We start from the raw sequence: 25,072 nt of genomic DNA on the forward strand, positions 1-25,072 counted from the left end.
CGCAATCAACGGCCAGTGTTCCGAAATGGTCCCCGAACACCCTCTTGATCGGATGGAGCGAGGCCGGAACTAGACAGGCTGACCGTGCCGTTCGCAGATTAGCCGGTTGACCCCGCGCCCAAGCTGGGTCTGTATGAGCGCCGACAATCTTGGGGACCAATTTCTATGACCAATCTGTTCCGCGCCGCTGCCTGCGGCCTGCTGCTTTCCACGTCGAGCGTAGCCATGGCGCAATCCGCGCCGATCGTTCTTCCCGGCGCCCCGGGAGAGACGCCCCGTGTGGTTGGCGAGGCGGAAGCGATCGCGCTGTCCGACACGCGCTATTCGCCGGCCGACGTGCGTTTCATGCAGGGCATGATCGCCCACCATCAGCAGGCGGTAGAGATGTCGCGCCTCGCCGAGGAGCGCACCAATAACGATGCCATCCTCAAGACGGCGAACCGGATCGAGGCGGGCCAGCGCGACGAGATGACATTCATGCGCGAATGGCTGGAGCAGCGCGGCGAACAGATCGCCATGCCGCATTCCATGCATACCGGCGCGCATGGCATGGGCCTGATGAAGGGCATGGCGACACCCGAACAGATGGCAGAACTGGCCGCATCGAACGGCACCGCATATGACGAACTGTTCCTCAAGCTGATGATCGCCCACCACAAGGGCGCGCTCGACATGGTGGAAGAGCTCCACGATGCGCCGGGCAGCGCCTACGAACCGGTGCTGTTCGAATTCACCAACGATGTCGTGAGCGACCAGCAGGCCGAGATCGACCGCATGAACGAGGTGCTGGCCGATCTTTCGCGCGATCCGCGGGCAACTCTGGCGGCGGGCTTCCGCGATGCGGGCGAGGCGATCTTGAACCTCAGGCTGGTGGCCGCGCAGCCCAAGCCCGCCGGGTTCTTCGATCCCAAGAACCCGGCGCAGCTTCAGCCGCTGATCGAGAAAGAAGAGGGCGACAAGGCCGAAGCCAAGGACGGCGAAGAGGATAAGCCTCAATTCGGTAAGCGCGGTTCGCTGCTCGATTTTGCCAATACCGATATTGCCTTTTCTGGCGATCTGATGGTGGCGGGCAGCTATCACGGCTTCAACGCCTATCGCCTGGGCGCGGACGGCGTGCCGCAGCTCGTGTCCTCCACCGTCTGCCCCGGCGGGCAGGGCGACGTGTCGATCGTGGGCGACCTTCTGGTGATGAGCGTGCAGGACAGCCGCGCCCGGATCGATTGCGGATTGCAGGGCGTGGCCGGCAAGGTCAGCGAGGAACGCTTTCGCGGCCTGCGCATCTTCGACATTTCCGACATTACGCGCCCGCGCCAGGTGGGTCTGGTGCAGACCTGCCGCGGCAGCCACACGCATTCCATCGTCAGCGCCGACGACAAGCGGATCGTGGTCTATAACTCGGGCACCAGCTATGTGCGCGATAACGAGGAGTTGGAAGGCTGCTTCGATACCGCCGGCGATGAAACCGCCCTGTTCAGCATCGACGTGGTCGAAATCCCCGTGGCCAATCCGGCGGCGGCGCATATCGTCGACAGCCCGCGCGTCTTTGCCAAGGACGGCCAGATCGCCGGCCTGTGGCGGGGCGGCAATCATGGTGACGGTACGCAGGACACCTATGTCACCAACCAGTGCCACGACATCACCGTTTTCCCGGCGAAAAACCTCGCCGCCGGTGCCTGTTCGGGCAATGGCATCATCCTCGACATTTCCGATCCGCTCAAGCCGAACCGCATCGACGATGTGACCGACAAGGGCTTCGCCTACTGGCACTCGGCAACCTTCAACAACGATGGCACCAAGATCCTCTTCACCGATGAATGGGGCGGGGGTGGCCGTCCGCGCTGCCAGGCCGGCGATCCGACCAACTGGGGCGCCGATGCCTTCTACGCCATCGAAGACGGCAAGCTGAGCTATCGCGGCATCTACAAGCTGCCCGCGCCGCAAAGCGACAAGGAAAACTGCGTCGCGCACAATGGCTCGATCATCCCCGTACCGGGGCGCGATATCTTCGTGCAGGCGTGGTATCAGGGCGGCATCAGCGTGATCGACTTCACCGATGCCAGCAACCCGTTCGAAATCGCTTATTTCGATCGCGGCCCGGTCGACAAGGACCAGCTGGTGACCGGCGGTTACTGGTCGGCCTACTGGTACAAGGGCCGCATCTACGCGACCGAGATCAGCCGCGGCCTCGACGTCTTCGCGCTGGAGCCAAGCGAGTTCCTGACGCCAGAGGAAATCGCCGCAGCGGAAGCGGCGCAATATGAAGGCGGCGTGTTCAACCCGCAGACCCAGACGCAGGTCACCTGGCCCGCCGACGTGGTGCGCGCCGCGGAAAACAGCCGCAAGGGCGGCTGATCTTCCCTCCCGCACTTGCGGAACAAGTACCGGCCGCGGCAGTAAGACTGTCGCGGCCGTTTTGTATCCGCACTCAGGGGGGAAATGCATGAAAGCGTCAAAGGCAGTGGGCAGGATCGTCCTATTCCTGCTCGTCATCCTACTTCTGGCATCGCTCGTATCGCTGTGGGGTACGAACCGCGGATCGGTCCGCATGCTGGACATGATGCGCGAACCGATGATCTATCTCGCCGCGCTGCTCGGCGTGGTGGCGCTGTTCGCCGTGCGGCCGCGGCTGTGGATCGCGCTGGGCGTGGCGGCGGGCGTGATCGCCATCAACCTCTACCGGATCTGGCCCTATAGCTTCCTTGCCTCGACACAGGTGCCCTTGCCCGAGGAAGTCGACGGGATGAGCTGTGCGCGCGTGCTCTCCTTCAACGTCCTCCAGCCGAACGATCGCTATGCAGAAACGGCCAGCCTGATCCAGCGGGTCGACCCCGATATCCTTCTGCTGATGGAAACCAACGAAAAGTGGATGGACGAGCTGGAGCCGGTGCTTTCAAGCTATGGTTACCGGCTGGATCGCCCGCTGGAGAACAAATACGGCATGGCCTTCGCCACACGGCTGGAAGTCGACCGTGCCGAAATGATCGCCAACACCAGTTCCAACACGCCCACGCTCTATGCCACCTTGCGCATGGGAGACGGCGCGCGCTTCGAACTGATCGGCCTTCACCCGCGCCCGCCGCTGCCCGGCGAAAGCACGGCCAAGCGCGATGCCAATATCGCCCGCGCCGGGGCCAGGACGCCCGATGCGCTTTCCAACGTACTGGCCATCGGCGATTTCAATGATGTGCCCTGGTCGCGCACGACGCAGAAATTCGCGCAGGAAGGCAAGTTCTCCGACCCCCGCGCCGGCCGCGGCAGCTTCGCCACCTTCCCCGCGGATTACGCGCTGGTCGGCTGGCCGCTGGACCAGATCTTCGTGCGCGATGGCGTGAAGGTGGAAGAGCTGGCCATCGGCGACGATGTGGGGTCGGACCACCTGCCCCTGATCGCCAAGGTTTGCGTCGATCCGCAGAGCAAGGATGCCGATCTGGAACGGGTTTACGCGCCGAAGCGGTAAAAGGTGGGAGTAAAGGATTGTTGTAAGGGCGGTCAGACTTCGATTCCAAGCATTGAACGGTCTTTCAGCAAAACCTCTCGCGCAAGTCGTTGGGAATGATCGGACAATAGTCCGCTTTCTTGCCGAAGAACCGATATCGCCTGTCGCCCACAAAGTGATAGAGGCCATCAGCCAGCCTGCGGGGAAGCAATCTTAACATCCATGATCCGATGCGCCAAAGGCCGCCCAGGCGGTCCAACAGCATAGCTACTGCCGCAGATTCGGTAAGCACCCTGCCGTCAGCAGTCTGCAGCGCGATCGTGTCGCCAAGCTGGGCGAGGGCTTCTTGCCCCAGTGCATTCTCCAGCAATCCCGATTGCAGCGGGGAAAAACGCAACTGTTTCGATCGGTCTTCCGCCAATAGGAAGCGCACGGTGGAATGGCAAAGGGCGCAGCTGCCGTCGTAATGCAGAACGTAGCCACTCATAGGTTTCGCCCCCAACCACGCCGGGTTGAAGGTAAACATGTGGAAGAGCAACATCGCGATGGTAAGGTCAGGGAAATTGAGCAGGAATGCGAAGCCCAGTTGCACCAATAACATCCCGCCCCACAGCCAGGGTCGCAACCCTCGGAAAAGGGCGAGCGGCGCGAACAGCAATTCGATTACCAGGATAAACCACGTCAGCGCCTTCAAAAGAACTGGCGGCACCATGAGAAAGAAATCCCGCAAGAACCAGTCGCGCGCGAGAGGATTGTCGAGAACATAGCTGATGTTTTCGCCCGCCACCCAGGACGGGCTGAGCAGTTTCGTATACCCGCTGTAACTGTACGTCAGCGCAAGAACTATCCAGCCAGCGGCGAAGACGCCGTGATTCAGGCGCCAGCCGTTTCCGGGGTCCGCTCGGCCGCGTCCGGCCGATGACCCGTATGGTGCGGACGCTAGGAACAGATGGGCCAGAAGCATCCAACCGGCATATGGCATTGCAGGATTTGTGATCAGTGGGTTGCGGCCGATGAAACTGGCGAGCACCAGCCACATGAAAAATGCGGCCGGCTTGTCCCACTTCCCAAGCGTGAAAAACACCGCTGAGACCGCCGCCGCGCTGCTCAGCGCAGTAACGAATGCGGGAGTGTCGATTACCGCCAGAATATTGGGAAATGCCCCGATCAGAGGTGATAGCGACGCGTCAGGGATCATTCCTTCATTCGAGAAGATATCGGCCGCCCAGAACGCAAGATAAGCGAAGTGTACCAAAAGATAGGCACCGAAGAAGGCGCGAAAGAGGCTGTACTGGCCCCCGGTCCAACCATTAGTCATTACACGTCACTCGATGCATAAGTTGCCATCGGTGGTCGCTTGGAAGCTCTTGGCGTGGCCGCAGCTCGAAGGACCATGCTCCAGCTATGTCGTTCCTGTCGATTCCGATTTCTTCGAGAATAGTCGATCGACCGCAAAAGGTATGCTGGACTGCTGCGTCCAACATTGGACGAGTTGCCTCATTATCGAACAGGACCGGGGCATAGGACAAGGCGGCACCATACGCATTGCGCCGATTGTAAGGGCCCCGAACACCGGCATATACCTCTGGGGTAAGATGAAGTTCGTGGGCTTGGCCCGCGCGATCGGTCCAGAGCACGAAAAAGCGCCCCGAATAGGTTTCAAAACCCTCATGTGCGGTGAAAACCTTAGGGGCGGGGGAAGCGGCACTGGCAGCACCTATGCCCTTGATTGCGGATACTCCGGTAAGGTCTCCGATCATCTGCAGGGTCCCGATAACGACCAATATTGCGGGGCCGAGCCAATTCCATATGCGAGCGGTCATCGATTGTGCTCTGATCGATGTACATCGCGCCCGAGCAGCATGTCTCCGAGCCGCAATTCGTGACTTTCTGCGAATCCGCACTCACCCTCGAAGTTGCGAGGATTGTGAAACGTGCCGAACAGCATGTCCCAAACAGGAAGGTCGGAATAATTCTGGGAATGCCAGTTTTTGCCGTGATGGATACAATGGCTTTCGGGCCGCTGAAAAACGAACCCTAGCCAATAAGGAGTTCGTACATTCCAGTGATAGAACAGTTCCGCCAAGCCGGTAATTAGAACAACCAGTACTCCGGCCTCCGGACGCAAGCCGCACAAGACATATATTATCAGGCTCGACAGCACACTGTTGGCCGCGATTTCTACCGGATGCTTGTAGAAGCTGGTGATAATCTCAAGGCGTTGGGGGCTATGGTGGAGCTGGTGAAACCAGCGCCACAGAAACGGGAGCGCGTGTCTCGCACGGTGACACCAGTAATAGATAAACGTTACAGTGAGATAGCCGAAAGCGACCGAACCGTAAAAACCGAACAGGGCTTGGCTGTCGAACAGAGAGATCCCGTCGAGCCAGACGTCCCATGTTATACCGGCCACGAATACCATCGCGACCTGAAACCCGTTAAGCAAAAGAGCGCGTAGCCACCAACCCCGCACGCTTACCCAAGGCCTTCCTGGCGCTACCAGCTCTATTAGCATCATCACAAGTGCGACAGAGAATACCACGGCTGCGATCAACATATGCGAACAATAGACGAAATAATTGCGTATTTGTTAAACAAAACAAATAAACACGGCGATGTCGCGCGCATGTCTTCCTAAGAGCGATGGCATGTTTAGGAGGACACCGATGTCTGACATACCGGCCACCTCGTGGCGGTACGTTGCGTTGAACCTCCGACCATCTTCCGAGACACAAAAAGCCCGGCAGGATCGCTCCCGCCGGGCTTCTTTATTGTGCCTGTCGGCTGGTTGGCGCGAGCTTAGAAGCCCATGCCGCCCATTCCGCCCATGCCACCCATGTCGGGCATTGCAGGAGCAGCCGATTTGTCTTCGGGCTTGTCGACGATCGCGGCTTCCGTGGTGATCAGCAGACCGGCAACCGAGGCAGCGTTCTGCAGGGCAGTACGGACAACCTTGGTCGGGTCGATCACGCCGGCAGCTACGAGGTTTTCGTAGGTGTCGGTCGCAGCGTTAAAGCCCAGGGTTTCGTCGTTGCCGTCGAACAGCTTGCCCGAAACAACCGCACCGTCATGGCCGGCGTTCGAAGCGATCTGGCGAACCGGAGCGGTCAGCGCACGGCGAACGATGTCGATGCCGCGGGTCTGGTCGTCGTTTTCGCCCGAAAGGCCGTGGAGAGCCTTCGACGCGTAGAGCAGCGCGGTACCGCCGCCCGGGACGATGCCTTCTTCGACGGCTGCGCGGGTTGCGTGCAGCGCATCGTCGACGCGGTCCTTGCGTTCCTTCACTTCGACTTCGGTCGCACCGCCGACCTTGATCACGGCAACACCGCCGGCGAGCTTCGCCAGACGTTCCTGCAGCTTTTCCTTGTCGTAATCGCTGCTGGTGTTGTCGATCTGGGTGCGGATTTCGCTGACGCGAGCCTTGATGTCGCCTTCCGAACCGGCACCGTCGACGATGGTGGTGTTGTCCTTGTCGATGGTGACGCGCTTGGCTTCACCGAGCATGCCCAGCGTGACGTTTTCGAGCTTGATGCCGAGATCTTCGCTGATCATTTCGCCCTGCGTCAGGATTGCGATATCCTGCAGCATGGCCTTGCGGCGATCGCCGAAGCCCGGAGCCTTGACCGCTGCAACCTTGAGGCCGCCGCGCAGCTTGTTGACCACGAGGGTAGCCAGCGCTTCGCCTTCGATGTCTTCCGCGATGATCAGCAGCGGACGGCCCGACTGGACAGCCGCTTCGAGAACCGGAAGCATTGCCTGCAGGTTCGAGAGCTTCTTCTCGTGGATCAGGATGTACGGGTTTTCGAGTTCGACCGTCATCTTGTCCGGGTTGGTGATGAAGTACGGGCTGAGGTAGCCGCGATCGAACTGCATGCCTTCGACGGTTTCGAGCTCGAATTCGAGACCCTTGCTCTCGTCGACGGTGATCACGCCTTCCTTGCCGACCTTTTCCATGGCTTCGGCGATCTTTTCGCCGACTTCACGGTCACCGTTGGCGGAGATAATGCCGACCTGAGCGATTTCGCCCGAGCCCGACACGTCCTTCGAACGGTCCTTGAGGTCTGCAACGACCTTTTCGACAGCGAGGTCGATGCCGCGCTTGAGGTCCATCGGGTTCATGCCCGCTGCAACCGACTTCATGCCTTCGGTCACGATCGACTGGGCAAGCACGGTGGCAGTGGTGGTGCCGTCACCGGCAGCGTCGTTCGACTTCGAAGCGACTTCCTTGAGCATCTGCGCGCCCATGTTCTCGAACTTGTCTTTCAGTTCGATTTCCTTGGCGACGGTAACGCCGTCCTTGGTGATGCGCGGGGCGCCGAAGCTCTTGTCGATCACGACGTTGCGGCCCTTGGGGCCCAGCGTGACCTTCACGGCGTTGGCGAGAGTGTCGACACCGCGCTGAATGCCTTCGCGCGCGTCGCGGCTGAATTTTACGTCCTTGGCAGCCATGTTGCTGTCCTTTCCGTTCAGATTTCTATTCGATCAGATTACTGAAGTTGACACAGTTGACAGTGTCAAAGCGAAGAGATCGGGCTCAGCCCATGATCCCCATGATGTCGCTTTCCTTCATGATCAGCAGATCTTCACCGTCGAGCTTGATCTCGGTGCCGGACCACTTGCCGAACAGCACGCGATCGCCTGCCTTCACGTCAAGCGGGGTAACGGTACCGTCTTCGGCCTTGGCGCCTGCACCAACAGCGACGATTTCGCCTTCGCTGGGCTTTTCCTTGGCGCTGTCGGGAATGATGATACCGCCAGCAGTCTTTTCTTCGGCTTCGATGCGGCGAACAAGCACGCGGTCGTGAAGCGGACGAAATGCCATAATGATGACCTTTCTATTCGAGAGTGAAAATGATGGTTGGCACTCACTGGTCGAGAGTGCCAGCACGGGGCATTTGGTATCGAGTGCGGACTGAGTCAACGGGCCCGTGCGAAAAATTTTCACGCGATCGGGCAGGCCGTGCCACGGGCTGGCCAGAGCGAGGCAAATCGCCTATCGCGCCGCGCAAATCCGCCATTGGCGCAGTGTTTCAGGAGTTCATCATATGCAGACCGACAAGGCCGTTTCGGCCCTGACCATTCCCGAACAGGTGCTGGTGTGGCTGCGCCTGCACATGATGGAGATTGCCGGGGCTTTCGCGGTGCTGATCATCGGGCTGATCGTGGCGAAAGTGCTGTCGCGCCTGGTCGAGCGCGCTCTGACCAAGTCGCCGCGCTTCGATCCCACGGTGGCGACCTTCCTCTCCAACCTCGTCAAATATGCGCTGTGGGCGCTGGTCATTGTGACCGTGCTGACCCAGTTCGGGGTGGAGACCACCAGCATCCTTGCTGCGCTGGGCGGCATGGCGCTGGCCGTGGGGCTGGCGCTGCAGGGCACGCTCAGCAATGTGGCGGCAGGCGTGATGATCCTGGTCCAGCGCCCCTTCAAGGTGGGCGAGGCGATTTCTGCGGGTTCGGTTACCGGCACGGTCCAGCAGATCGGCCTGTTCACCACCGAACTGAAGCAGTTCGACGGATTGTTCGTGATGGTGCCCAATTCCGAACTGTGGAATCAGGCCATCGTCAATTTCCACCGCCATCCGATCCGCCGGTTCGAACTGGTGGTGGGCATCGGCTATAACGACAGCATGCAGCAGGCCCGGCAGGAGCTGCTGACCATGGCCACGGCCGACGAGCGCGTACTGGCCGATCCGGAGCCGGTGGCTTTCGTGGCCTCGCTGGACGACAGTTCGGTGGGCATCGGGCTGCGGGTATGGTGCGCCACGGGCGATTATCTCGGCCTGGGCTGGGACCTGACCGAAAAGGTCAAGGCGCGCTTCGACGATGTCGGTATCTCGATCCCGTTCCCGCAGCGCGAGGTTACCCAGCGCGCGGCCTGAGGCATCAGGCCCGCGTGGTAAGGCCCAGCCTGTCCCGCCAAGCCCACCGCCATGTGAGGAGGAGGGCGGCGACGGACAGGCCGGTCGCCAGGCCGATCCACACGCCTATGCCTTCGAGACTGGTGTAGAAGCCGAGCCATAGCGACATGCCGATGCCCGGCACCCAATAGGCAAAGGCCGCCATCCACATCGGCACGCGCGTATCCTGCAACCCGCGCAAGGCCCCGGCGGCGACGGCCTGCATCCCGTCGACCAGCTGGAAGGCGGCGGCAATGACGATGTATTTGAGCGCGAAGCCCACCAGCACCGCGTTCTTGGGATCCCAGGGATCGATATAGATCGCCAGCAGCGGCTTGGGGATGGCGATCATCGCAATGGCGGTCAGCGCCATGAAGCCGGTGCCCACGGCAATGGCGGTCCAGCCTGCGCGCTTCATCCCGTCGCTATTACGCGAACCGTAGAAGAAGCCGACGCGGATGGTCGCCGCCTGACCCACACCGAAGGGCACCTGGAAGGCAAGCGCGGCGATCTGCAGCGCCACCGTATGCGCCGCGAGCTGGCTGGCCCCGATATTGCCCATCAGGAAGGCCGCCGCGCCGAAGATGCCGGCCTCTGCCGTGATGGTGAGCGCGATGGGCGTACCGATGCGCGTGATATGCCAGAAGCGCGGCCAGTCGGGCGACCACCAGCGGCCGAAGATGCGATAGCGGTGCAGGCGCGGGTCGAGCCGAATCACGGCGATATAGGCGCACAGCGTCACCAGCGTGGTGATGATCGTGGCCACTGCCGCGCCGCGCAGCCCCAGCTCTGGCGCGCCGAAATTGCCGAAGATGAAAGTGTAATTGGCCAGCGCATTCACGAAGATGCCGCCCGCGGTAATCGCGGTTGCCAGGATCGGTCGGTCGAGCGTGGAGACGAAATTGCGCAGCACATTGCAGAACAGCATCGGCACCAGCGAGAGCACCAGCACGGTGTTGTATTCGAGCGCCATGGCAGTGATCTCCGCCTCCTGACCGGTGGCGCGCATCAGCGGGCCGAGCAGCAGGCACAGGCCGATCCCGCCCACGCCTGAAGCCAGCGCCAGCCACAACGCCATGCGGACCGATCGCCGCACGGGGCGCAGCGCCGGGGCACGCTCGCCCAGTTCCGCCGCCGCCACGGGGGCCACCGCGCCGGTGAGGCCGGACAGCGCCCACATCACCAGCCCGAACAGCGCAATCGCCAATGCCGAGGCGGCAAGCTGGCTCTCGCCCAGCCGCGCGATGAAGATCACGTCGACGGCATAGGTCAGCATCTGCAGCAGATTGGCAGCCGCCAGCGGCCAGCTTAGGCGGAAGGTCGCGCGAAGCTCGTTTCGCCAGCCTTCGCTGCGGCTGGGCAGGGGCGCGGGAGTGGGGATTTCGGTCATGTCTTGTGAAGCCCCGATAGTGCGGAGCGCCGGGCCGCCTAGAAGGAATTGCGCGAAAGCTCAAATGGCTTCTGGCCTCCGCTCTGCAGCCCGCTTAGGGATTACCCGTAGACAGCCGTTCCAATTTCCTTCAAAAAAGGTAAGGTATTTGGCAGGGGGGCCAAGCAGAGGAACTCCAACTTAATGACGGCTCAGCCCAAAAGACTATTCGATCCACGCGAACCGCGGCTGGTTTTACAGCTGAGGACGGGTGTGGGACAGGCTGGCAAGGCATTCGATGCCGAAATCATGAATATTTCGACCGGCGGAATGCTGGTGAAGACCAGTTCCGACATCGCGCATGATGATCCCATTCAGGTCGTTCTTCCGAAGAGCGGAGCGGTCGGCGCTACCGTCATCTGGTCGACCGAAGACCTTTACGGATGTTCTTTCGACAATCCGATTTCCGAGGAAGAGCTGGAGGGTGTGCGTGAAGCGGCCCGCTTCAGCAGCCCGTTCCGCCAGGCCTATGGCGTCGATCACGAAACGCTCGGCGCGCGGATCAAGCGTCTGCGGATCGCATCGGGTTACACGATGGTCGAACTCGCCCAGAAAGTGGGCGTGAGCAAGCCGACGCTGTGGAAGTGGGAAGGCGATCAGGTTCGCCCGCGCCATGAAACGATGGGCATCCTCGCGAAAGAACTCGGCATCGGCGAGCTGGAGCTTGTTTATGGTGCTCCGCGTCTTGGCGAAGCGGCTGCGAACCTCGAAGAGGACGATACCCAGCATGGTTCGCTGGCAGACATCGTGCGGGCCAGTCGCAAGCGGATTGCCGAAGCGGCCGGGGTGGACGAAGTGAGCGTCGACATCCATATCAACTGGGGTAACGAATAGCGCCACAGGGCTGAGGCGCCCGGGCTGCCGCCCGTGCTTCAGGCAGAGGAAAGCTAGTTCCGCCTATGTGCTGCTGCATCGTCCACGACCTTGCAGGAAAATTGCCATGCCCTTCCTCCGTCCGCTCGCCGGCATAATTCTGCTGGTTGGCGTCTTGCCTGCCTCCGCCATGGCGCAGGAAGTCTACACAGGCGTCTACGCCCATGGTGTGGATACGCCGTTCACCTTCGATACTAACGAGGGTGGAACCGACCTTCAGGCGGGTGTCCGGTTTGGGGAAATCGGCGCATTGGGCGGCATTCAGCCCTATGTGTTCGGTTCGGCCAATCTATCGGGCGATACGAGCTTTGTCGGCGCGGGGGGCAGCTGGAAAGCGGAATTGGGCAAGCTCTACCTGCGCCCCGGCGTAGGACTGGTAGTGCACGACGCACCGGACCGGCGAGTCGATCCTGCCACCGGCATACGGACCGATCTTGGCAGCCGGATCCTGTTCGAACCGGAGATCGCGCTGGGCTATGAGGTCTCGGACCGCTTTTCGGTAGAGGCGAGCTGGGTCCACATCAGCAATGCGCGGCTGTTCAACAGCGAGCAGAACCCCGGCATCGACATGATGGGCGCGCGGGTGAATTTGAAACTCTAAGCGTCCGGGTGCGTCGGATTGGAAGCGCTCCGTTTGTCAGAGCGCGGTCCGCTTGGGTTTTTGCCGTGACCATAGAGGTAGTCATATCTTCTTCGCCGGACGCGTCGACGGCGTCTGCCTGTCAGCGCGTCGAAAAGATATACGGGCCAATGCACCGCGGCAGCCACAAGCCTGTAAAGAACCGCCACAAGGTCGATTAATATCAGTAGAGGAAGCGTCGGAAATAACCAGACATGGCGATCAACGTGAATGGATGTCATGGACTTAGGAAATCTACGTACTACGAGAACTGAACCAATAAAGGTCGTGGCCAAATATCCGGCGGCCGTGACCAACGTGTTCATTTTATTGCCTTTCCATAGTGCGGCCCTGCGACTTGTATCCGGATCCTTTCTTCTGCAGATCTCTAGATACGGTAGTAAAGCCTATGGACGAAATACTAATGGCGGTAAACGTATAACGAAAAGGGCGGCGCTTTTCAGCACCGCCCTCCGTATGATTTCTCGGAAAAGAAATCGAAGCGTAAGCAATTCCTGCCGAGGCAGAAAGGGACTTACTTGAGTTCGACGGTACCGCCGGCTGCTTCGATCTTGCCCTTGATTTCTTCGGCTTCTGCCTTGTTGACGCCTTCCTTGAGCGGCTTCGGCGCGCCTTCGACGAGACCCTTTGCTTCGGTCAGACCGAGGCCGGTGATGGCACGGACTTCCTTGATGACCTGGATCTTCTTGCCACCGTCGCCGGTGAGAATGACGTCGAATTCGTCCTTTTCTTCAGCTGCTTCAGCAGCGCCGCCAGCGGCGGGGCCTGCAACGGCAACAGCAGCAGCGGCGCTTACGCCCCACTCTTCTTCAAGTGCCTTGGCAAGCTCAGCGGCTTCCATGACGGTCAGCTTCGACAGTTCTTCAACAAGCTTGGCGATATCAGCCATGATGTTTCACTCCAATAATATGTGGCCGGGGCGTGGTTTGGAAAATGCCCCGATGAATAGGTGTTCTGTGCTTGAACCTGCTCTTACGCGGCTTCTTTGGCGCCATAGGCACCAACAACGCGTGCGAGCATCGAGGTGGGTTCCTTGATGGTCCGGACAACCTTCGTTGCCGGCGCATTGAGGAGGCCCACGATCGTGCCGCGAAGTTCGTCGAGGCTTGGCATCGAGGCCAGCGACCTCACACCTGCTTCGTCGAGCTTCTGCGCGCCCATCGATCCGCCGACGATTTCAATCTTGTCGGTGGACTTGGCGAACTCCACCACGGCCTTGGCCGCGGCAACCGGGTCTTCGGAATAACCGAGAGCGGTCGGACCAGTCAGGAATTCATCGATTCCTTCATAGTCGGTGTCCTTCAGGGCGAGCTTGGCGAGGCGGTTCTTCGCAACCTGGTAAGACGCACCGGCTTCACGCATCTTCGTACGCAATTCGGTCGACTGGGCGACCGTAAGGCCCAGGTTGCGCGTCACGACGACTACGCCAGCCTGGTTGAAGACTTCGCTGAGCTGGGCGACCGCATCGGTTTTCTGCGAACGATCCATGCCATACTCCTTCACTATGACCGGCCGGGATGGCTCCCGGACGATCGGCTACGTTTGTCCATGCCGGCAAACCGGCACGGGCGAGTCCGTTGAGGGGGAAGGAGTGCGCCACCATGATCCATGGAGACTGGCGCGAACGGCGATGCAGGACATCGCCGGAAAATCTCTGTCCCCGTCTAGGCTGGAAATTAAGACCGACTAATTCCGGTCACCAACTGTCTCGGACGGATGCGAAGGGCGAGAATCGAAAAGACCCGCCTTTTGCGAGGCGGGCCTTTAAAGCTTCGTGCGTCCGCGTCAAGGGCGGACATGTCATGGCGCGACGTTACATTGCGGTTTCGTCGCTCTCCATCATGGGTTCGCCGACGGGTTCGGTGCCGGCCGTTTCGGTGTCGGTTTCGACTTCGGTTTCCAGCATTCCGTCGGTGGCCGGGTTTTCGCCGTCGATCGCTTCATCGCCTGAAGGCGCCGTGACGGCATCACCCTGCATATCTGCAGTGTCGCTACCATCGATAGGTTCACCGCAGGCGCCGAGTGTAAGGGCGAGCGGGAGGGCGAGGGCAAGAGCGGGCTTCATGTGAATTCTCCTAATTGGGTTACCTCGAAGAACGGGCCCGATTGCCGACCGTTCCGTAACGAAAAAGGCCCGGTGCGAACACCAGGCCTCTCATCCATCCAAGCGGCCGCTAGGGCGACCGGCGAGGATTATTCTGCTGCCGGAGCGGTCTCGTCGGTGACCGGAGCTTCTTCAGCCATCGGGTCAGCGGCGGTGTCGTCAGCCATCATGGTGTCGTCGGTCGCCATCGTGTCGTCAGCCATCGGAGCTTCGACAGGAGCGGTTTCGACAACCGTGGTTTCTTCTTCAACCGGGGTTTCGTCTGCGGTTTCGCCGCAAGCAGCGAGGGTCAGCACAACGGGAAGAGCGGCAACGAGAGCGATTTTCTTCATGATTCGGTATTCCTGCGCCATGATTGGCGTGGCCTTAAAATAGCCTTATTCCCGTCAAGTAAAAGACACATTCTGCATTCCGTTCGTTTTTATGCGGGAGACGTCCGAAAGGTCGTTGCACGATGGGTTGAAGGCCTGTCCCTATTCTGTCTGTTCCAGCTCCACAGGCAGCGTCGCTCTTACCCCTTATATTCAAGCAAGTCGCCCGGCTGGCATCCGAGTTCACGGCAGATCGCCTCGAGCGTGGAGAAGCGGATTGCCTTGGCCTTGCCGGTCTTCAGGATAGAGAGATTGGCCAGGGTAAGGCCCACTCTGTCCGCAAGCTCGGTGAGGGTCATGCTGCGCTGATGGAGGAGGTCGTCGAGTCGCACCACGATACTGGTTCCTTCTTCGGTTGGCATCACACGGTCCCTTCGAGATCTTTGCGCATGGTCGCGCCAATCCTGAATATGCGGGCGAGAATGAAGAGGACTATGATCATTACTGGCCCCTGCAGGTCGTAGACACTGAAATTAAGGCTGTCTCCGCCGCCGCTTACGAGGTTTGCAAGGTAAAGGCGGAGCATTCCAACCGGCAGGGCGAGGACCTGCACGCCGAGGAGTAGCCATGCCATTGCGTTAAGGCGCCGAGCGTTTTCGGCAATGAAGGGATCGCCGTCGCCCACGCTTTTGATAATGGCGCGCATCTTGCCGAAGAAGAAGAATAACGCAGCAACGCTAGCGGCGAGCATGACGAGAATGCTGACAACTGAAAGGGGTGAGGCTTCTATAAGCTCAAAGTCGCCCGCATTAACAAACCCGGACAGCATGCCCAGGCTGAGCAGCACGACAAACGCGAGGACCAAAAGAGTAGCGGCCCCGGCCAGCACACACATTGCCTGAAGGATCAGGGCAACCACCTTGCCGAAGGATAGAAGGGCATCATTAGTTTTAGCAGTCATTAGAAGGCTCCCGGTTCTTATGGACAGTGCACAGGTTATGAGGTCGCGTTTATGCGATCTCGGCGATCGAGAGGGTTGAGACGGGGATGTGAGCAGGCGCTACGAATGCCGCCATCTCAACAGTCGTGCTTATGGCGAAAGTCCCGATAACGACCCACAAGGCGATCCCGCAGGCTACCAACAAACGCTCGGCTGACTTGGCCGGCATGGAGGGCCGGCGGCTGGCATTCTCATACATTCGATCGTCTCCCAATGGATATTATCGATTATCGATATGGCAGCAGGAAACCTTATCGTCAATCGATAATATCGAAAAACGATATGTGGCCCAGACTCGTGCTCCTTGACCATGCGCGGCGCGCACCCTATATGCCCTCTCGACCGCACGCTTCGAGCGAGTCTGATTCATGCGCGGGGATCGGACACAGGATGGAAGCGGCGTTTCCATATCGCGACGCTTTTTACGAGCTGCAGCTGCCGCCGCTACCGGTGTGCATTCGCTGCAGCCTTTTTGCGTCTCGATCATGGCTCTCACGCGCATGAGAAACGAATTTCGCCCCACGATCTGCAACAGGTCGGTTCGGGCGCAAGCACACGAGAAGAGGTAACTACCCCTTATGGCTACCAAGGCGAAGGCACCCCGCAGCACCGCGTCGGGCACTGCAAAGCGGCGTATCCGCAAGATCTTCGGCGACATCCACGAAGTCGTCGACATGCCCAACCTGATCGAGGTCCAGCGCGAGAGCTACGAACAGTTCCTGCGTTCCGATAAGGAAACGGGTCACGTCTCGGGTCTTGAAAAGACGCTGCGTTCGGTCTTCCCGTTGCGCGATTTCGCCGGCACTGCCGAACTCGATTTCGTCCATTACGAACTCGAACCGCCGAAGTACGACATCGTCGAGTGCCGCCAGCGCGGAATCACCTACGCCGCGCCGATGAAGGTCACGCTGCGCCTGATCGTGTTCGAAGTCGACCAGGAAACCGAAACCCGCTCCGTGCTCGATATCAAGGAGCAGGACGTCTACATGGGCGACATGCCCCTGATGACGGACAACGGTACCTTCATCATCAACGGCACCGAGCGCGTTATCGTCTCGCAGATGCACCGTTCGCCGGGTGTGCTGTTCGACCATGACCGCGGCAAGACCCACAGCTCGGGCAAGCTCCTCTTCGCTGCCCGCATCATTCCGTACCGCGGCAGCTGGCTCGATTTCGAATTCGACGCCAAGGACGTGGTCAACGTTCGTATCGACCGCAAGCGCAAGCTGCCGGTTACCGCGCTGCTCTATGCGCTTGGCCTCGATGCCGAGGATATCCTGTCGCACTTCTACGACAAGGTTACCTGGAAGCGCGCCAAGGACGGCTGGGAAATTCCCTTCGTCGCCGAAAACTGGCGTGGCCAGAAGCCGGCCTTTCCGCTGGTGGACGCCAAGACCGGCGAAGAAGTCTTCGCCGCTGGCCAGAAGATCAGCCCGCGTGCAGCGAACAAGGCTTCGAAGGATGGTCTCGAAACCCTGCTGCTGCCGACCGAAGAAGTGTTCGGCCGTTATGCCAGCGAAGACCTGATCGACGAAAGCACCGGCCGAATCTACATCGAAGCGGGTGACGAGGTCTCGGCAGAGAACCTCGAAGTGCTCGACAATGCCGGCATCGACAGCCTCGAGCTGCTCGACATCGACCATGTCAGCACCGGTCCGTGGATCCGCAACACGATGAAGGTCGACAAGGCCGAGAATCGTGAGGAAGGCTTGGAGGCGATCTACAAGGTCATGCGTCCCGGCGAACCGCCGACCAAGGAAACCGCCGAAGCGCTGTTCGAAGGCCTGTTCTTCGATGGCGAGCGTTACGACCTGTCGGCCGTGGGCCGCGTCAAGCTCAACATGCGCCTCGAACTCGATGCCGAAGACACCGTGACCACGCTGCGCAAGGAAGACATCCTGGCCGTGGTCAAGGAACTGGTCGACCTGAAGGACGGCAAGGGCGACGTCGACGACATCGACAACCTCGGCAACCGCCGCGTGCGTTCGGTGGGCGAACTGCTGGAAAACCAGTACCGCGTCGGCCTGCTCCGCATGGAGCGCGCCGTGAAGGAGCGCATGAGCTCGGTCGACGTGTCGACCGTGATGCCGAACGATCTCATCAATGCGAAGCCCGCCGTGGCCGCCGTGCGCGAGTTCTTCGGTTCCAGCCAGCTGTCGCAGTTCATGGACCAGACCAACCCGTTGTCGGAAGTCACCCACAAGCGCCGCGTTTCGGCGCTCGGGCCGGGTGGTCTTACCCGTGAGCGCGCAGGCTTCGAAGTGCGCGACGTTCACCCCACGCACTATGGCCGCATCTGCCCGATTGAAACGCCGGAAGGCCCGAACATCGGTCTGATCAACTCGCTCTCGACCTTCGCTCGCGTCAACAAGTACGGTTTCATCGAGACGCCGTATCGCAAGGTGAAGGAGAACAAGGTCACTGACGAGGTTATCTACCTCTCGGCGATGGAAGAGCAGAAGCACACCGTCGCACAGGCTTCGGCCGAACTCGACGACAAGGGTGGCTTCGTCGAAGAGCTCGTCTCGGCGCGCCAGAACGGCGACAACCTGATGGCCCCGCGCGAAAACATCACGCTGATGGACGTTTCGCCCAAGCAGCTCGTTTCGGTGGCAGCATCGCTCATTCCGTTCCTGGAAAACGATGACGCCAACCGTGCACTGATGGGCTCGAACATGCAGCGCCAGGCCGTTCCGCTCGTGAAGGCGGAGGCGCCCTGGGTCGGCACCGGCATGGAAGAAACCGTTGCCCGCGATTCCGGCGCAGCCATCACCGCCAAGCGTGGCGGCGTGGTCGACCAGGTCGACGCGACGCGTATCGTGATCCGTGCCATCGGCGATGTCGAACCCGGCCAGTCGGGCGTAGACATCTACACGCTGCAGAAGTTCCAGCGTTCGAACCAGGACACCTGCATCAACCAGCGTCCGCTGGTGAAGGTGGGCGAGACGATCGAAGCCGGCGACATCATCGCCGACGGTCCTTCGACCGATCTGGGCGAACTGGCGCTGGGCCGCAACACGCTCGTCGCCTTCATGCCCTGGAACGGCTACAACTACGAGGATAGTATCCTCATTTCCGAGCGTATCGTGAAGGACGACGTCTTCACCTCGATCCACATCGAGGAATTCGAAGTCATGGCTCGCGACACCAAGCTCGGGCCCGAAGACATCACCCGCGACATCCCGAACGTCGGCGAGGAAGCCCTGCGCAACCTCGACGAAGCGGGCATCGTCTACATCGGCGCCGAAGTGCACCCGGGCGATATTCTGGCGGGCAAGATCACGCCCAAGGGCGAAAGCCCGATGACGCCGGAAGAAAAGCTCCTGCGCGCCATCTTCGGTGAAAAGGCCAGCGACGTGCGCGACACCTCGCTCCGCCTGCCGCCGGGTGTTGCCGGGACCGTCGTCGAAGTGCGCGTCTTCAACCGCCACGGGATCGAGATCGACGACCGTACGCGTGCCATTCAGAACGAGGAAATCGAACGCCTCCGCAAGGACGCCGCCGACGAACGCGCCATTCTGAACCGTGCGACGTACAACCGCCTGCGCGACATGCTCGAAGGGCAAACGGCTTCGGCTGCTCCCAAGGGCGTGAAGAAGGGCAGCGAGATCACCGAAGAAGTGCTCGACAGCATCGATCGCCACGAGTGGTTCAAGTTCGCCGTTGCGGACGACAACCGCCAGCAGCAGATCGAAGCGGTCAAGTCGCAGTACGACGAGAGCGTGAAGGTCATCGACGACAAGTTCGAAGACCGGAAAGAAAAGCTCGAGCGTGGTGACGAACTGGCTCCGGGCGTGCTCAAGATGGTCAAGGTCTTCGTCGCGGTGAAGCGTAAGCTGCAGCCGGGCGACAAGATGGCCGGTCGTCACGGTAACAAGGGTGTGATTTCGCGCATCCTGCCGATAGAGGACATGCCGTTCCTCGAAGACGGTACGCCGGTCGACATCGTGCTGAACCCGCTGGGCGTGCCTTCGCGCATGAACGTCGGACAGATCTTCGAAACGCATCTCGGTATGGCTGCCCGTAACCTGGGTATGCAGATCGGCGAGCAGCTTGAAGACTGGAAGAAGGCCAATCCCAACGCTTCGGAAGATTACGCCAAGGCGAAGCCGCCCGAAGCCGTGATCGAGCGCCTGAACGAAGTCTATGGCGATCGTTATGCCGAAGATCTTAAGGGTCGTTCGACCGAGGAAATCGTCGAGCTGGCCGGTAACCTGCGCTTCGGCGTGCCGATGGGTACCCCGGTATTCGACGGCGCCCGCGAAGGCGACGTGACCGTGGAACTGGAAAAGGCAGGCCTCGACGCAGACGGCCAGTCGGTCCTGTTCGATGGCCGCACCGGTGAAGCGTTCGACCGCAAGGTGACCGTGGGCATCATCTACATGCTCAAGCTGCACCACTTGGTCGACGACAAGATCCACGCCCGTTCGATCGGCCCCTACAGCCTCGTCACCCAGCAGCCGCTGGGCGGTAAGGCCCAGTTCGGTGGCCAGCGCTTCGGTGAGATGGAGGTCTGGGCACTCCAGGCCTACGGTGCAGCCTACACGCTGCAGGAAATCCTCACCGTGAAGTCGGATGACGTGATCGGCCGTACCAAGGTCTACGAAGCCATCGTCAAGGGTGACGACACCTTCGAGGCCGGCATTCCGGAGAGCTTCAACGTTCTCGTCAAGGAAATGCGCAGCCTGGGTCTCAATGTCGAACTCAAGTCGCTTGCCGACGACGAGGACGACGACGGCCTCGCGATCGCGGCGGAATAGGGGGGCGAAAGCTCCCCACCGCTCCTCCGCTTATTAGAATTACCCCTTAGGGAATTAAGTCATGAACGAACTGACCAAATTCACCAATCAGCTCGCGAAGCCCGAAACCTTCGACGAGATCCAGATCGGCATCGCCAGCCCCGAGCGTATTCGCTCGTGGTCCTTCGGCGAAATCAAGAAGCCGGAAACGATCAACTACCGTACGTTCAAGCCCGAACGTGACGGCCTGTTCTGTGCGCGCATCTTCGGTCCCGTGAAGGACTACGAATGCCTGTGCGGCAAGTACAAGCGCATGAAGTACAAGGGCGTCGTCTGCGAAAAGTGCGGCGTCGAAGTCACCGTGACCAAGGTGCGCCGCGAGCGTATGGGCCACATCGAACTGGCCGCGCCCGTAGCGCACATCTGGTTCCTCAAGTCGCTGCCTTCGCGCATCGGCCTGCTGCTGGACATGCAGCTCAAGCAGCTTGAGCGCGTGCTTTACTTCGAAGCCTATATCGTCACCGAACCGGGCCTGACCGCGCTGGAAAAGAACCAGCTGCTGACCGAAGACGAAATGCTCGAAGCGCAGGACGAGTATGGCGAAGACGCCTTCTCGGCCGACATCGGTGCATCCGCCGTCAAGACCATGCTGATGGATCTGGACCTCGAGCAGGAAAAGGAAGACCTGCTGGAAGAGCTCGCGACCACCAAGTCGAAGCTCAAGCCTGCCAAGATCATCAAGCGCCTGAAGGTCGTCGAAAGCTTCATCGAATCGGGCAATCGTCCCGAATGGATGATCCTCGAAGTCGTGCCGGTCATTCCGCCAGAACTGCGCCCGCTGGTGCCGCTGGACGGTGGCCGCTTCGCGACCTCGGACCTCAACGATCTCTATCGCCGCGTCATCAACCGTAACAACCGCCTGAAGCGCCTCATGGAGCTGCGCGCACCGGACATCATCGTCCGCAACGAAAAGCGCATGCTGCAGGAAGCCGTCGACGCTCTGTTCGACAACGGCCGCCGCGGCCGCGTGATCACGGGCGCCAACAAGCGTCCGCTGAAGTCGCTGTCCGACATGCTCAAGGGCAAGCAGGGCCGCTTCCGTCAGAACCTTCTGGGTAAGCGCGTCGACTATTCGGGCCGTTCGGTCATCGTGACCGGTCCGGAACTCAAGCTGCATCAGTGCGGCCTGCCCAAGAAGATGGCGCTCGAACTGTTCAAGCCGTTCATCTACGCCCGCCTCGACGCCAAGGGCCTGAGCATGACGCTCAAGCAGGCGAAGAAGTGGGTCGAGAAGGAGCGCAAGGAAGTCTGGGACATCCTCGACGAAGTCATTCGCGAGCACCCGGTTCTCCTCAACCGCGCCCCGACGCTTCACCGTCTCGGCATCCAGGCATTCGAACCCGTCCTGATCGAAGGTAAGGCCATCCAGCTTCACCCGCTGGTCTGCGCCGCCTTCAACGCCGACTTCGACGGTGACCAGATGGCCGTGCACGTTCCGCTGAGCCTCGAGGCCCAGCTGGAAGCGCGCGTCCTGATGATGTCGACCAACAACATCCTCTCGCCCGCCAACGGCAAGCCGATCATCGTTCCTTCGCAGGACATGGTGCTGGGTCTCTATTACCTGTCGATGGAACGGCAGGAAAAGACGCCCGAATACATGGACGGGGACGACGGTGAGAAGCACGAAATCCTGCCGATGTTCAGCGACATGGCCGAAGTGCATCACGCGCTGGAAAACAAGGATGTGACGCTGCATTCGAAGATCATGGCCCGCGTCCCGCAAGCGGACGAAAAGGGCAAGGTCGAGATGAAGCGTTTCGTCACGACCCCGGGCCGCATGCTGATTGGCGAATGTCTGCCGAAGAACCACAAGGTTCCGTTCGACATCGTCAACCGCCTGCTGACGAAGAAGGACATCGCCGACGTGATCGACGAAGTCTATCGTCACACCGGCCAGAAGGACACTGTGCTGTTCGCCGACGCCATCATGGTGCTGGGCTTCCGCAACGCGTTCAAGGCCGGCATCTCCTTCGGCAAAGACGACATGATCATTCCCGACAGCAAGGCGGGTATGGTCGAGTCCACCAAGGCGCTGGTTGCTGACTACGAGCAGCAGTACCAGGACGGTCTCATCACCCAGCAGGAAAAGTACAACAAGGTCATCGACGCCTGGAGCCAGTGCGGCGACAAGGTGGCTGACGCCATGATGGAAGAGATCCGCTCGCAGCCGGTCGATAAGGACGGCAAGGAAGCGCAGATCAACTCGATCTACATGATGTCGCACTCCGGTGCGCGTGGTAGCCCGGCGCAGATGAAGCAGCTGGCCGGTATGCGCGGCCTCATGGCCAAGCCTTCGGGCGAGATCATCGAGAACCCGATTATCTCGAACTTCAAGGAAGGCCTGAACGTTCTCGAATACTTCAACTCGACCCACGGTGCCCGTAAGGGTCTCGCGGATACCGCGTTGAAGACGGCGAACTCGGGTTACCTGACCCGTCGTCTGGTCGACGTGTCGCAGGACTGCGTCATCGTCGAAGAGGACTGCAAGACCGACAATGCGCTGGAAATGCGCGCCATCGTGCAGGGCGGTAGCGTTATCGCCTCGATCGGTGAGCGTATCCTTGGCCGCACCACCGCCGAAGACATCGTCAACGCCGCTACCGGCGAAGTGATCGTCAAGGCCGGAACGCTGATAGACGAACCGATGGTCAAGGCCATCGAGGAAGCCGAAACGCAGGTTGCCAAGATCCGTTCGCCGCTGGTCTGCGAAGCCAAGCAGGGCGTTTGCGCCACCTGCTACGGCCGTGACCTTGCTCGCGGTACGCCGGTGAACATCGGTGAAGCTGTCGGCGTTATCGCCGCGCAGTCGATCGGTGAACCCGGCACGCAGCTGACCATGCGTACCTTCCACATCGGCGGTGCCGCGCAGCTTAACGAGACTTCGCATCTCGAAGCCGTGTCGGACGGCAAGGTCGAATATCGCGACATGCCGACCATCACCGACAAGAAGGGCCGTATCCTGTCGCTCGCCCGTAACGGCGAACTGGCCGTGATCGACGCCGAAGGTCGTGAGCGCGAAATCCACAAGGTGCCTTACGGTACCGTGCTGATGCACAAGGATGGCGCGAAGGTGAAGGAAGGCGATCGTCTGGCAGAATGGGATCCGTTCTCACTGCCGATCATCACCGAACAGTCGGGTGTGGTCCGCTTCCAGGATCTCGTCGACACGCAGACGATGGAAGAGCGCGTCGACGATGCCACCGGTATCGCCCAGCGCGTCGTCACCGAAATGCGCGCCACCGGCCGCAAGAAGGACGATCTTCGTCCGCGTCTGACGCTGTTCAACGATGCTGGCGACGATAGCGAGGCTGCGCGTTACATGCTCGCCCCGGGCACGGTGCTGTCGGTCGACGACGGACAGGAAGTACAGGCAGGTGACATTCTTGCCCGTGCTTCGCGTGAAGCTGCCAAGACCCGCGACATTACCGGTGGTCTGCCGCGCGTTGCCGAACTGTTCGAGGCCCGCGTGCCGAAGGACAATTCGATCATCGCCAAGATTTCGGGCAAGATCGAATTCGTTCGCGAATACAAGGCCAAGCGCAAGATCGCGATCGTTCCGGAGGAAGGTGATCCGGTAGAGTACCTGATCCCCAAGACCAAGATCATCGACGTTCAGGAAGGCGACTTCGTCAAGAAGGGCGACACGCTGATCTCGGGCTCTCCGAACCCGCACGACATCCTGGAAGTTCTCGGGGTAGAGGCACTCGCCGAGTACCTTTGCACCGAAATCCAGGAAGTCTACCGGTTGCAGGGCGTGAAGATCAACGACAAGCACATTGAGGTGATTGTTCGCCAGATGCTGCAGAAGGTCGAGATTACCGATAGCGGCGACACCGTGCTGCTGCCGGGCGAACAGATCGATCTGGAAGAACTCAACGAGACCAATGCGAAGCTCGGACGGAACAAGGAGCCTGCCAAGGGCACCCCGATCCTTCTCGGCATCACCAAGGCCTCGCTCCAGACGCGTTCATTCATCTCGGCTGCATCGTTCCAGGAAACCACCCGCGTGCTTACCCAGGCTTCGGTCGAGGGCAAGAAGGACACGCTGGTCGGTCTCAAGGAAAACGTCATCGTCGGCCGTCTCATCCCGGCTGGTACCGGCGCGGGCATGAACCGGATGCGTGTGACCGCCTCGAGCCGCGACGCTGCGCTGCGTGCACAGTGGAAGAAGGCCCAGGAAGCGATCATTGCTGCCAACACGGCTCAGGAAGAGCATGAGGCAGAACTCGCTCAGGGTGCCGAAGCGGCGATCGGAGACGATCCGCTGGCGAGCATGGAGGGCGAAACCCACGGCACCGATGCCGATGCGGGTGAATACCTCAACGACGATGCGAAGGACGGCGAATAAGCCGGACTGCCAAACCCTAATAAAAAGCCCCGCCGGAGTAATTCGGCGGGGCTTTTTTGTGACATCAGGTGCTCATTATGACACGTGGCTCACAAATAAGTAGATTTCCGTAACGTCACGCGCATATTAATCGGGGTCTATAAGCCTGAGCAGGGGGTCGCTTTGAAGCACGGGCGCGAGAATCGTATTTCTACACCCGCCAGGCAGTTCGCCTTGCGCCGCAGGTTGGGTGACC

The 25,072-nt window shown here is 60.4% G+C and carries 19 protein-coding genes; 7 read left to right on the forward strand and 12 right to left on the reverse strand.

The features are described from left to right. Nucleotides 1-165: 165 nt before the first annotated feature. The gene (locus ACYQ0G_RS10210) at nucleotides 166-2,352 is read left to right on the forward strand and encodes a DUF305 domain-containing protein (protein WP_460102210.1); all 2,187 of its coding nucleotides are present in this window, start codon (nucleotides 166-168) and stop codon (nucleotides 2,350-2,352) included. Nucleotides 2,353-2,440: 88 nt separating this feature from the next. Further along, nucleotides 2,441-3,457, forward strand: coding sequence for an endonuclease/exonuclease/phosphatase family protein (locus tag ACYQ0G_RS10215; protein ID WP_460102211.1), 1,017 nt, complete (start codon nucleotides 2,441-2,443; stop codon nucleotides 3,455-3,457). 64 nt (nucleotides 3,458-3,521) lie between these two features. On the opposite strand, the gene ACYQ0G_RS10220 is transcribed toward ACYQ0G_RS10215, so the two are convergent. From ACYQ0G_RS10220 to groES, 4 genes are all read right to left on the reverse strand, one after another. Further along, nucleotides 3,522-4,754 (reverse strand): DCC1-like thiol-disulfide oxidoreductase family protein, encoded by a 1,233-nt coding sequence (locus ACYQ0G_RS10220; protein ID WP_460102212.1) that lies wholly within the window; start codon nucleotides 4,752-4,754, stop codon nucleotides 3,522-3,524. A gap of 501 nt (nucleotides 4,755-5,255) precedes the next feature. Continuing rightward, nucleotides 5,256-5,858, reverse strand: coding sequence for a sterol desaturase family protein (locus tag ACYQ0G_RS10225; RefSeq protein WP_460102214.1), 603 nt, complete (start codon nucleotides 5,856-5,858; stop codon nucleotides 5,256-5,258). 377 nt (nucleotides 5,859-6,235) lie between these two features. After that, a complete protein-coding gene (gene groL / locus ACYQ0G_RS10230; RefSeq protein WP_460102215.1) occupies nucleotides 6,236-7,885 on the reverse strand; it encodes a chaperonin GroEL in 1,650 nt (549 codons plus the stop codon). Between the two features lie 85 nt (nucleotides 7,886-7,970). After that, a complete protein-coding gene (gene groES / locus ACYQ0G_RS10235) occupies nucleotides 7,971-8,258 on the reverse strand; it encodes a co-chaperone GroES (protein ID WP_221543569.1) in 288 nt (95 codons plus the stop codon). Nucleotides 8,259-8,481: 223 nt separating this feature from the next. On the opposite strand from groES, the gene ACYQ0G_RS10240 reads away from it, so the two are divergent. Next, nucleotides 8,482-9,315: a mechanosensitive ion channel family protein gene (locus tag ACYQ0G_RS10240; RefSeq protein ID WP_460102217.1), complete on the forward strand. Its 834-nt coding sequence runs from the start codon at nucleotides 8,482-8,484 to the stop codon at nucleotides 9,313-9,315. Between the two features lie 4 nt (nucleotides 9,316-9,319). Here the strand turns inward: ACYQ0G_RS10240 and ACYQ0G_RS10245 are convergent, their stop codons facing one another. Further along, the gene (locus tag ACYQ0G_RS10245) at nucleotides 9,320-10,723 is read right to left on the reverse strand and encodes an MATE family efflux transporter (protein ID WP_460102219.1); all 1,404 of its coding nucleotides are present in this window, start codon (nucleotides 10,721-10,723) and stop codon (nucleotides 9,320-9,322) included. A 183-nt stretch (nucleotides 10,724-10,906) separates the two neighbouring features. Between ACYQ0G_RS10245 and ACYQ0G_RS10250 the strand changes: the two genes are divergently transcribed. Beyond that, nucleotides 10,907-11,596, forward strand: coding sequence for a PilZ domain-containing protein (locus tag ACYQ0G_RS10250; RefSeq protein WP_460102222.1), 690 nt, complete (start codon nucleotides 10,907-10,909; stop codon nucleotides 11,594-11,596). A gap of 106 nt (nucleotides 11,597-11,702) precedes the next feature. Next, nucleotides 11,703-12,236, forward strand: coding sequence for an acyloxyacyl hydrolase (locus tag ACYQ0G_RS10255; protein ID WP_460102223.1), 534 nt, complete (start codon nucleotides 11,703-11,705; stop codon nucleotides 12,234-12,236). Between the two features lie 553 nt (nucleotides 12,237-12,789). On the opposite strand, the gene rplL is transcribed toward ACYQ0G_RS10255, so the two are convergent. From rplL to ACYQ0G_RS10290, 7 genes are all read right to left on the reverse strand, one after another. Further along, nucleotides 12,790-13,164 (reverse strand): 50S ribosomal protein L7/L12, encoded by a 375-nt coding sequence (gene rplL, locus ACYQ0G_RS10260; protein WP_460102225.1) that lies wholly within the window; start codon nucleotides 13,162-13,164, stop codon nucleotides 12,790-12,792. Nucleotides 13,165-13,247: 83 nt separating this feature from the next. Further along, nucleotides 13,248-13,763 carry a 50S ribosomal protein L10 gene (rplJ, locus tag ACYQ0G_RS10265; protein WP_460102226.1) on the reverse strand — a complete coding sequence of 172 codons (516 nt, stop codon included), beginning with the start codon at nucleotides 13,761-13,763 and terminating at the stop codon, nucleotides 13,248-13,250. A 325-nt stretch (nucleotides 13,764-14,088) separates the two neighbouring features. Further along, entirely contained in the window at nucleotides 14,089-14,340 is a 252-nt protein-coding gene (locus ACYQ0G_RS10270; RefSeq protein WP_460102228.1) for a hypothetical protein, read from the reverse strand. Between the two features lie 128 nt (nucleotides 14,341-14,468). After that, nucleotides 14,469-14,711, reverse strand: coding sequence for a hypothetical protein (locus ACYQ0G_RS10275; RefSeq protein WP_460102229.1), 243 nt, complete (start codon nucleotides 14,709-14,711; stop codon nucleotides 14,469-14,471). Between the two features lie 179 nt (nucleotides 14,712-14,890). Next, entirely contained in the window at nucleotides 14,891-15,112 is a 222-nt protein-coding gene (locus ACYQ0G_RS10280; protein ID WP_460102231.1) for a helix-turn-helix domain-containing protein, read from the reverse strand. Further along, entirely contained in the window at nucleotides 15,112-15,651 is a 540-nt protein-coding gene (locus ACYQ0G_RS10285; protein ID WP_460102232.1) for a DUF2975 domain-containing protein, read from the reverse strand. Before ACYQ0G_RS10285 ends, ACYQ0G_RS10280 begins: the two co-directional genes overlap by 1 nt. A gap of 49 nt (nucleotides 15,652-15,700) precedes the next feature. Further along, nucleotides 15,701-15,889 (reverse strand): hypothetical protein, encoded by a 189-nt coding sequence (locus tag ACYQ0G_RS10290; RefSeq protein ID WP_460102234.1) that lies wholly within the window; start codon nucleotides 15,887-15,889, stop codon nucleotides 15,701-15,703. A 379-nt stretch (nucleotides 15,890-16,268) separates the two neighbouring features. On the opposite strand from ACYQ0G_RS10290, the gene rpoB reads away from it, so the two are divergent. After that, nucleotides 16,269-20,450 carry a DNA-directed RNA polymerase subunit beta gene (rpoB, locus tag ACYQ0G_RS10295; RefSeq protein ID WP_460102237.1) on the forward strand — a complete coding sequence of 1,394 codons (4,182 nt, stop codon included), beginning with the start codon at nucleotides 16,269-16,271 and terminating at the stop codon, nucleotides 20,448-20,450. Between the two features lie 61 nt (nucleotides 20,451-20,511). Further along, the gene (gene rpoC / locus ACYQ0G_RS10300; protein WP_460102239.1) at nucleotides 20,512-24,837 is read left to right on the forward strand and encodes a DNA-directed RNA polymerase subunit beta'; all 4,326 of its coding nucleotides are present in this window, start codon (nucleotides 20,512-20,514) and stop codon (nucleotides 24,835-24,837) included. Nucleotides 24,838-25,072 lie beyond the last annotated feature (235 nt).

This window comes from Qipengyuania triglochinis (assembly GCF_054655615.1).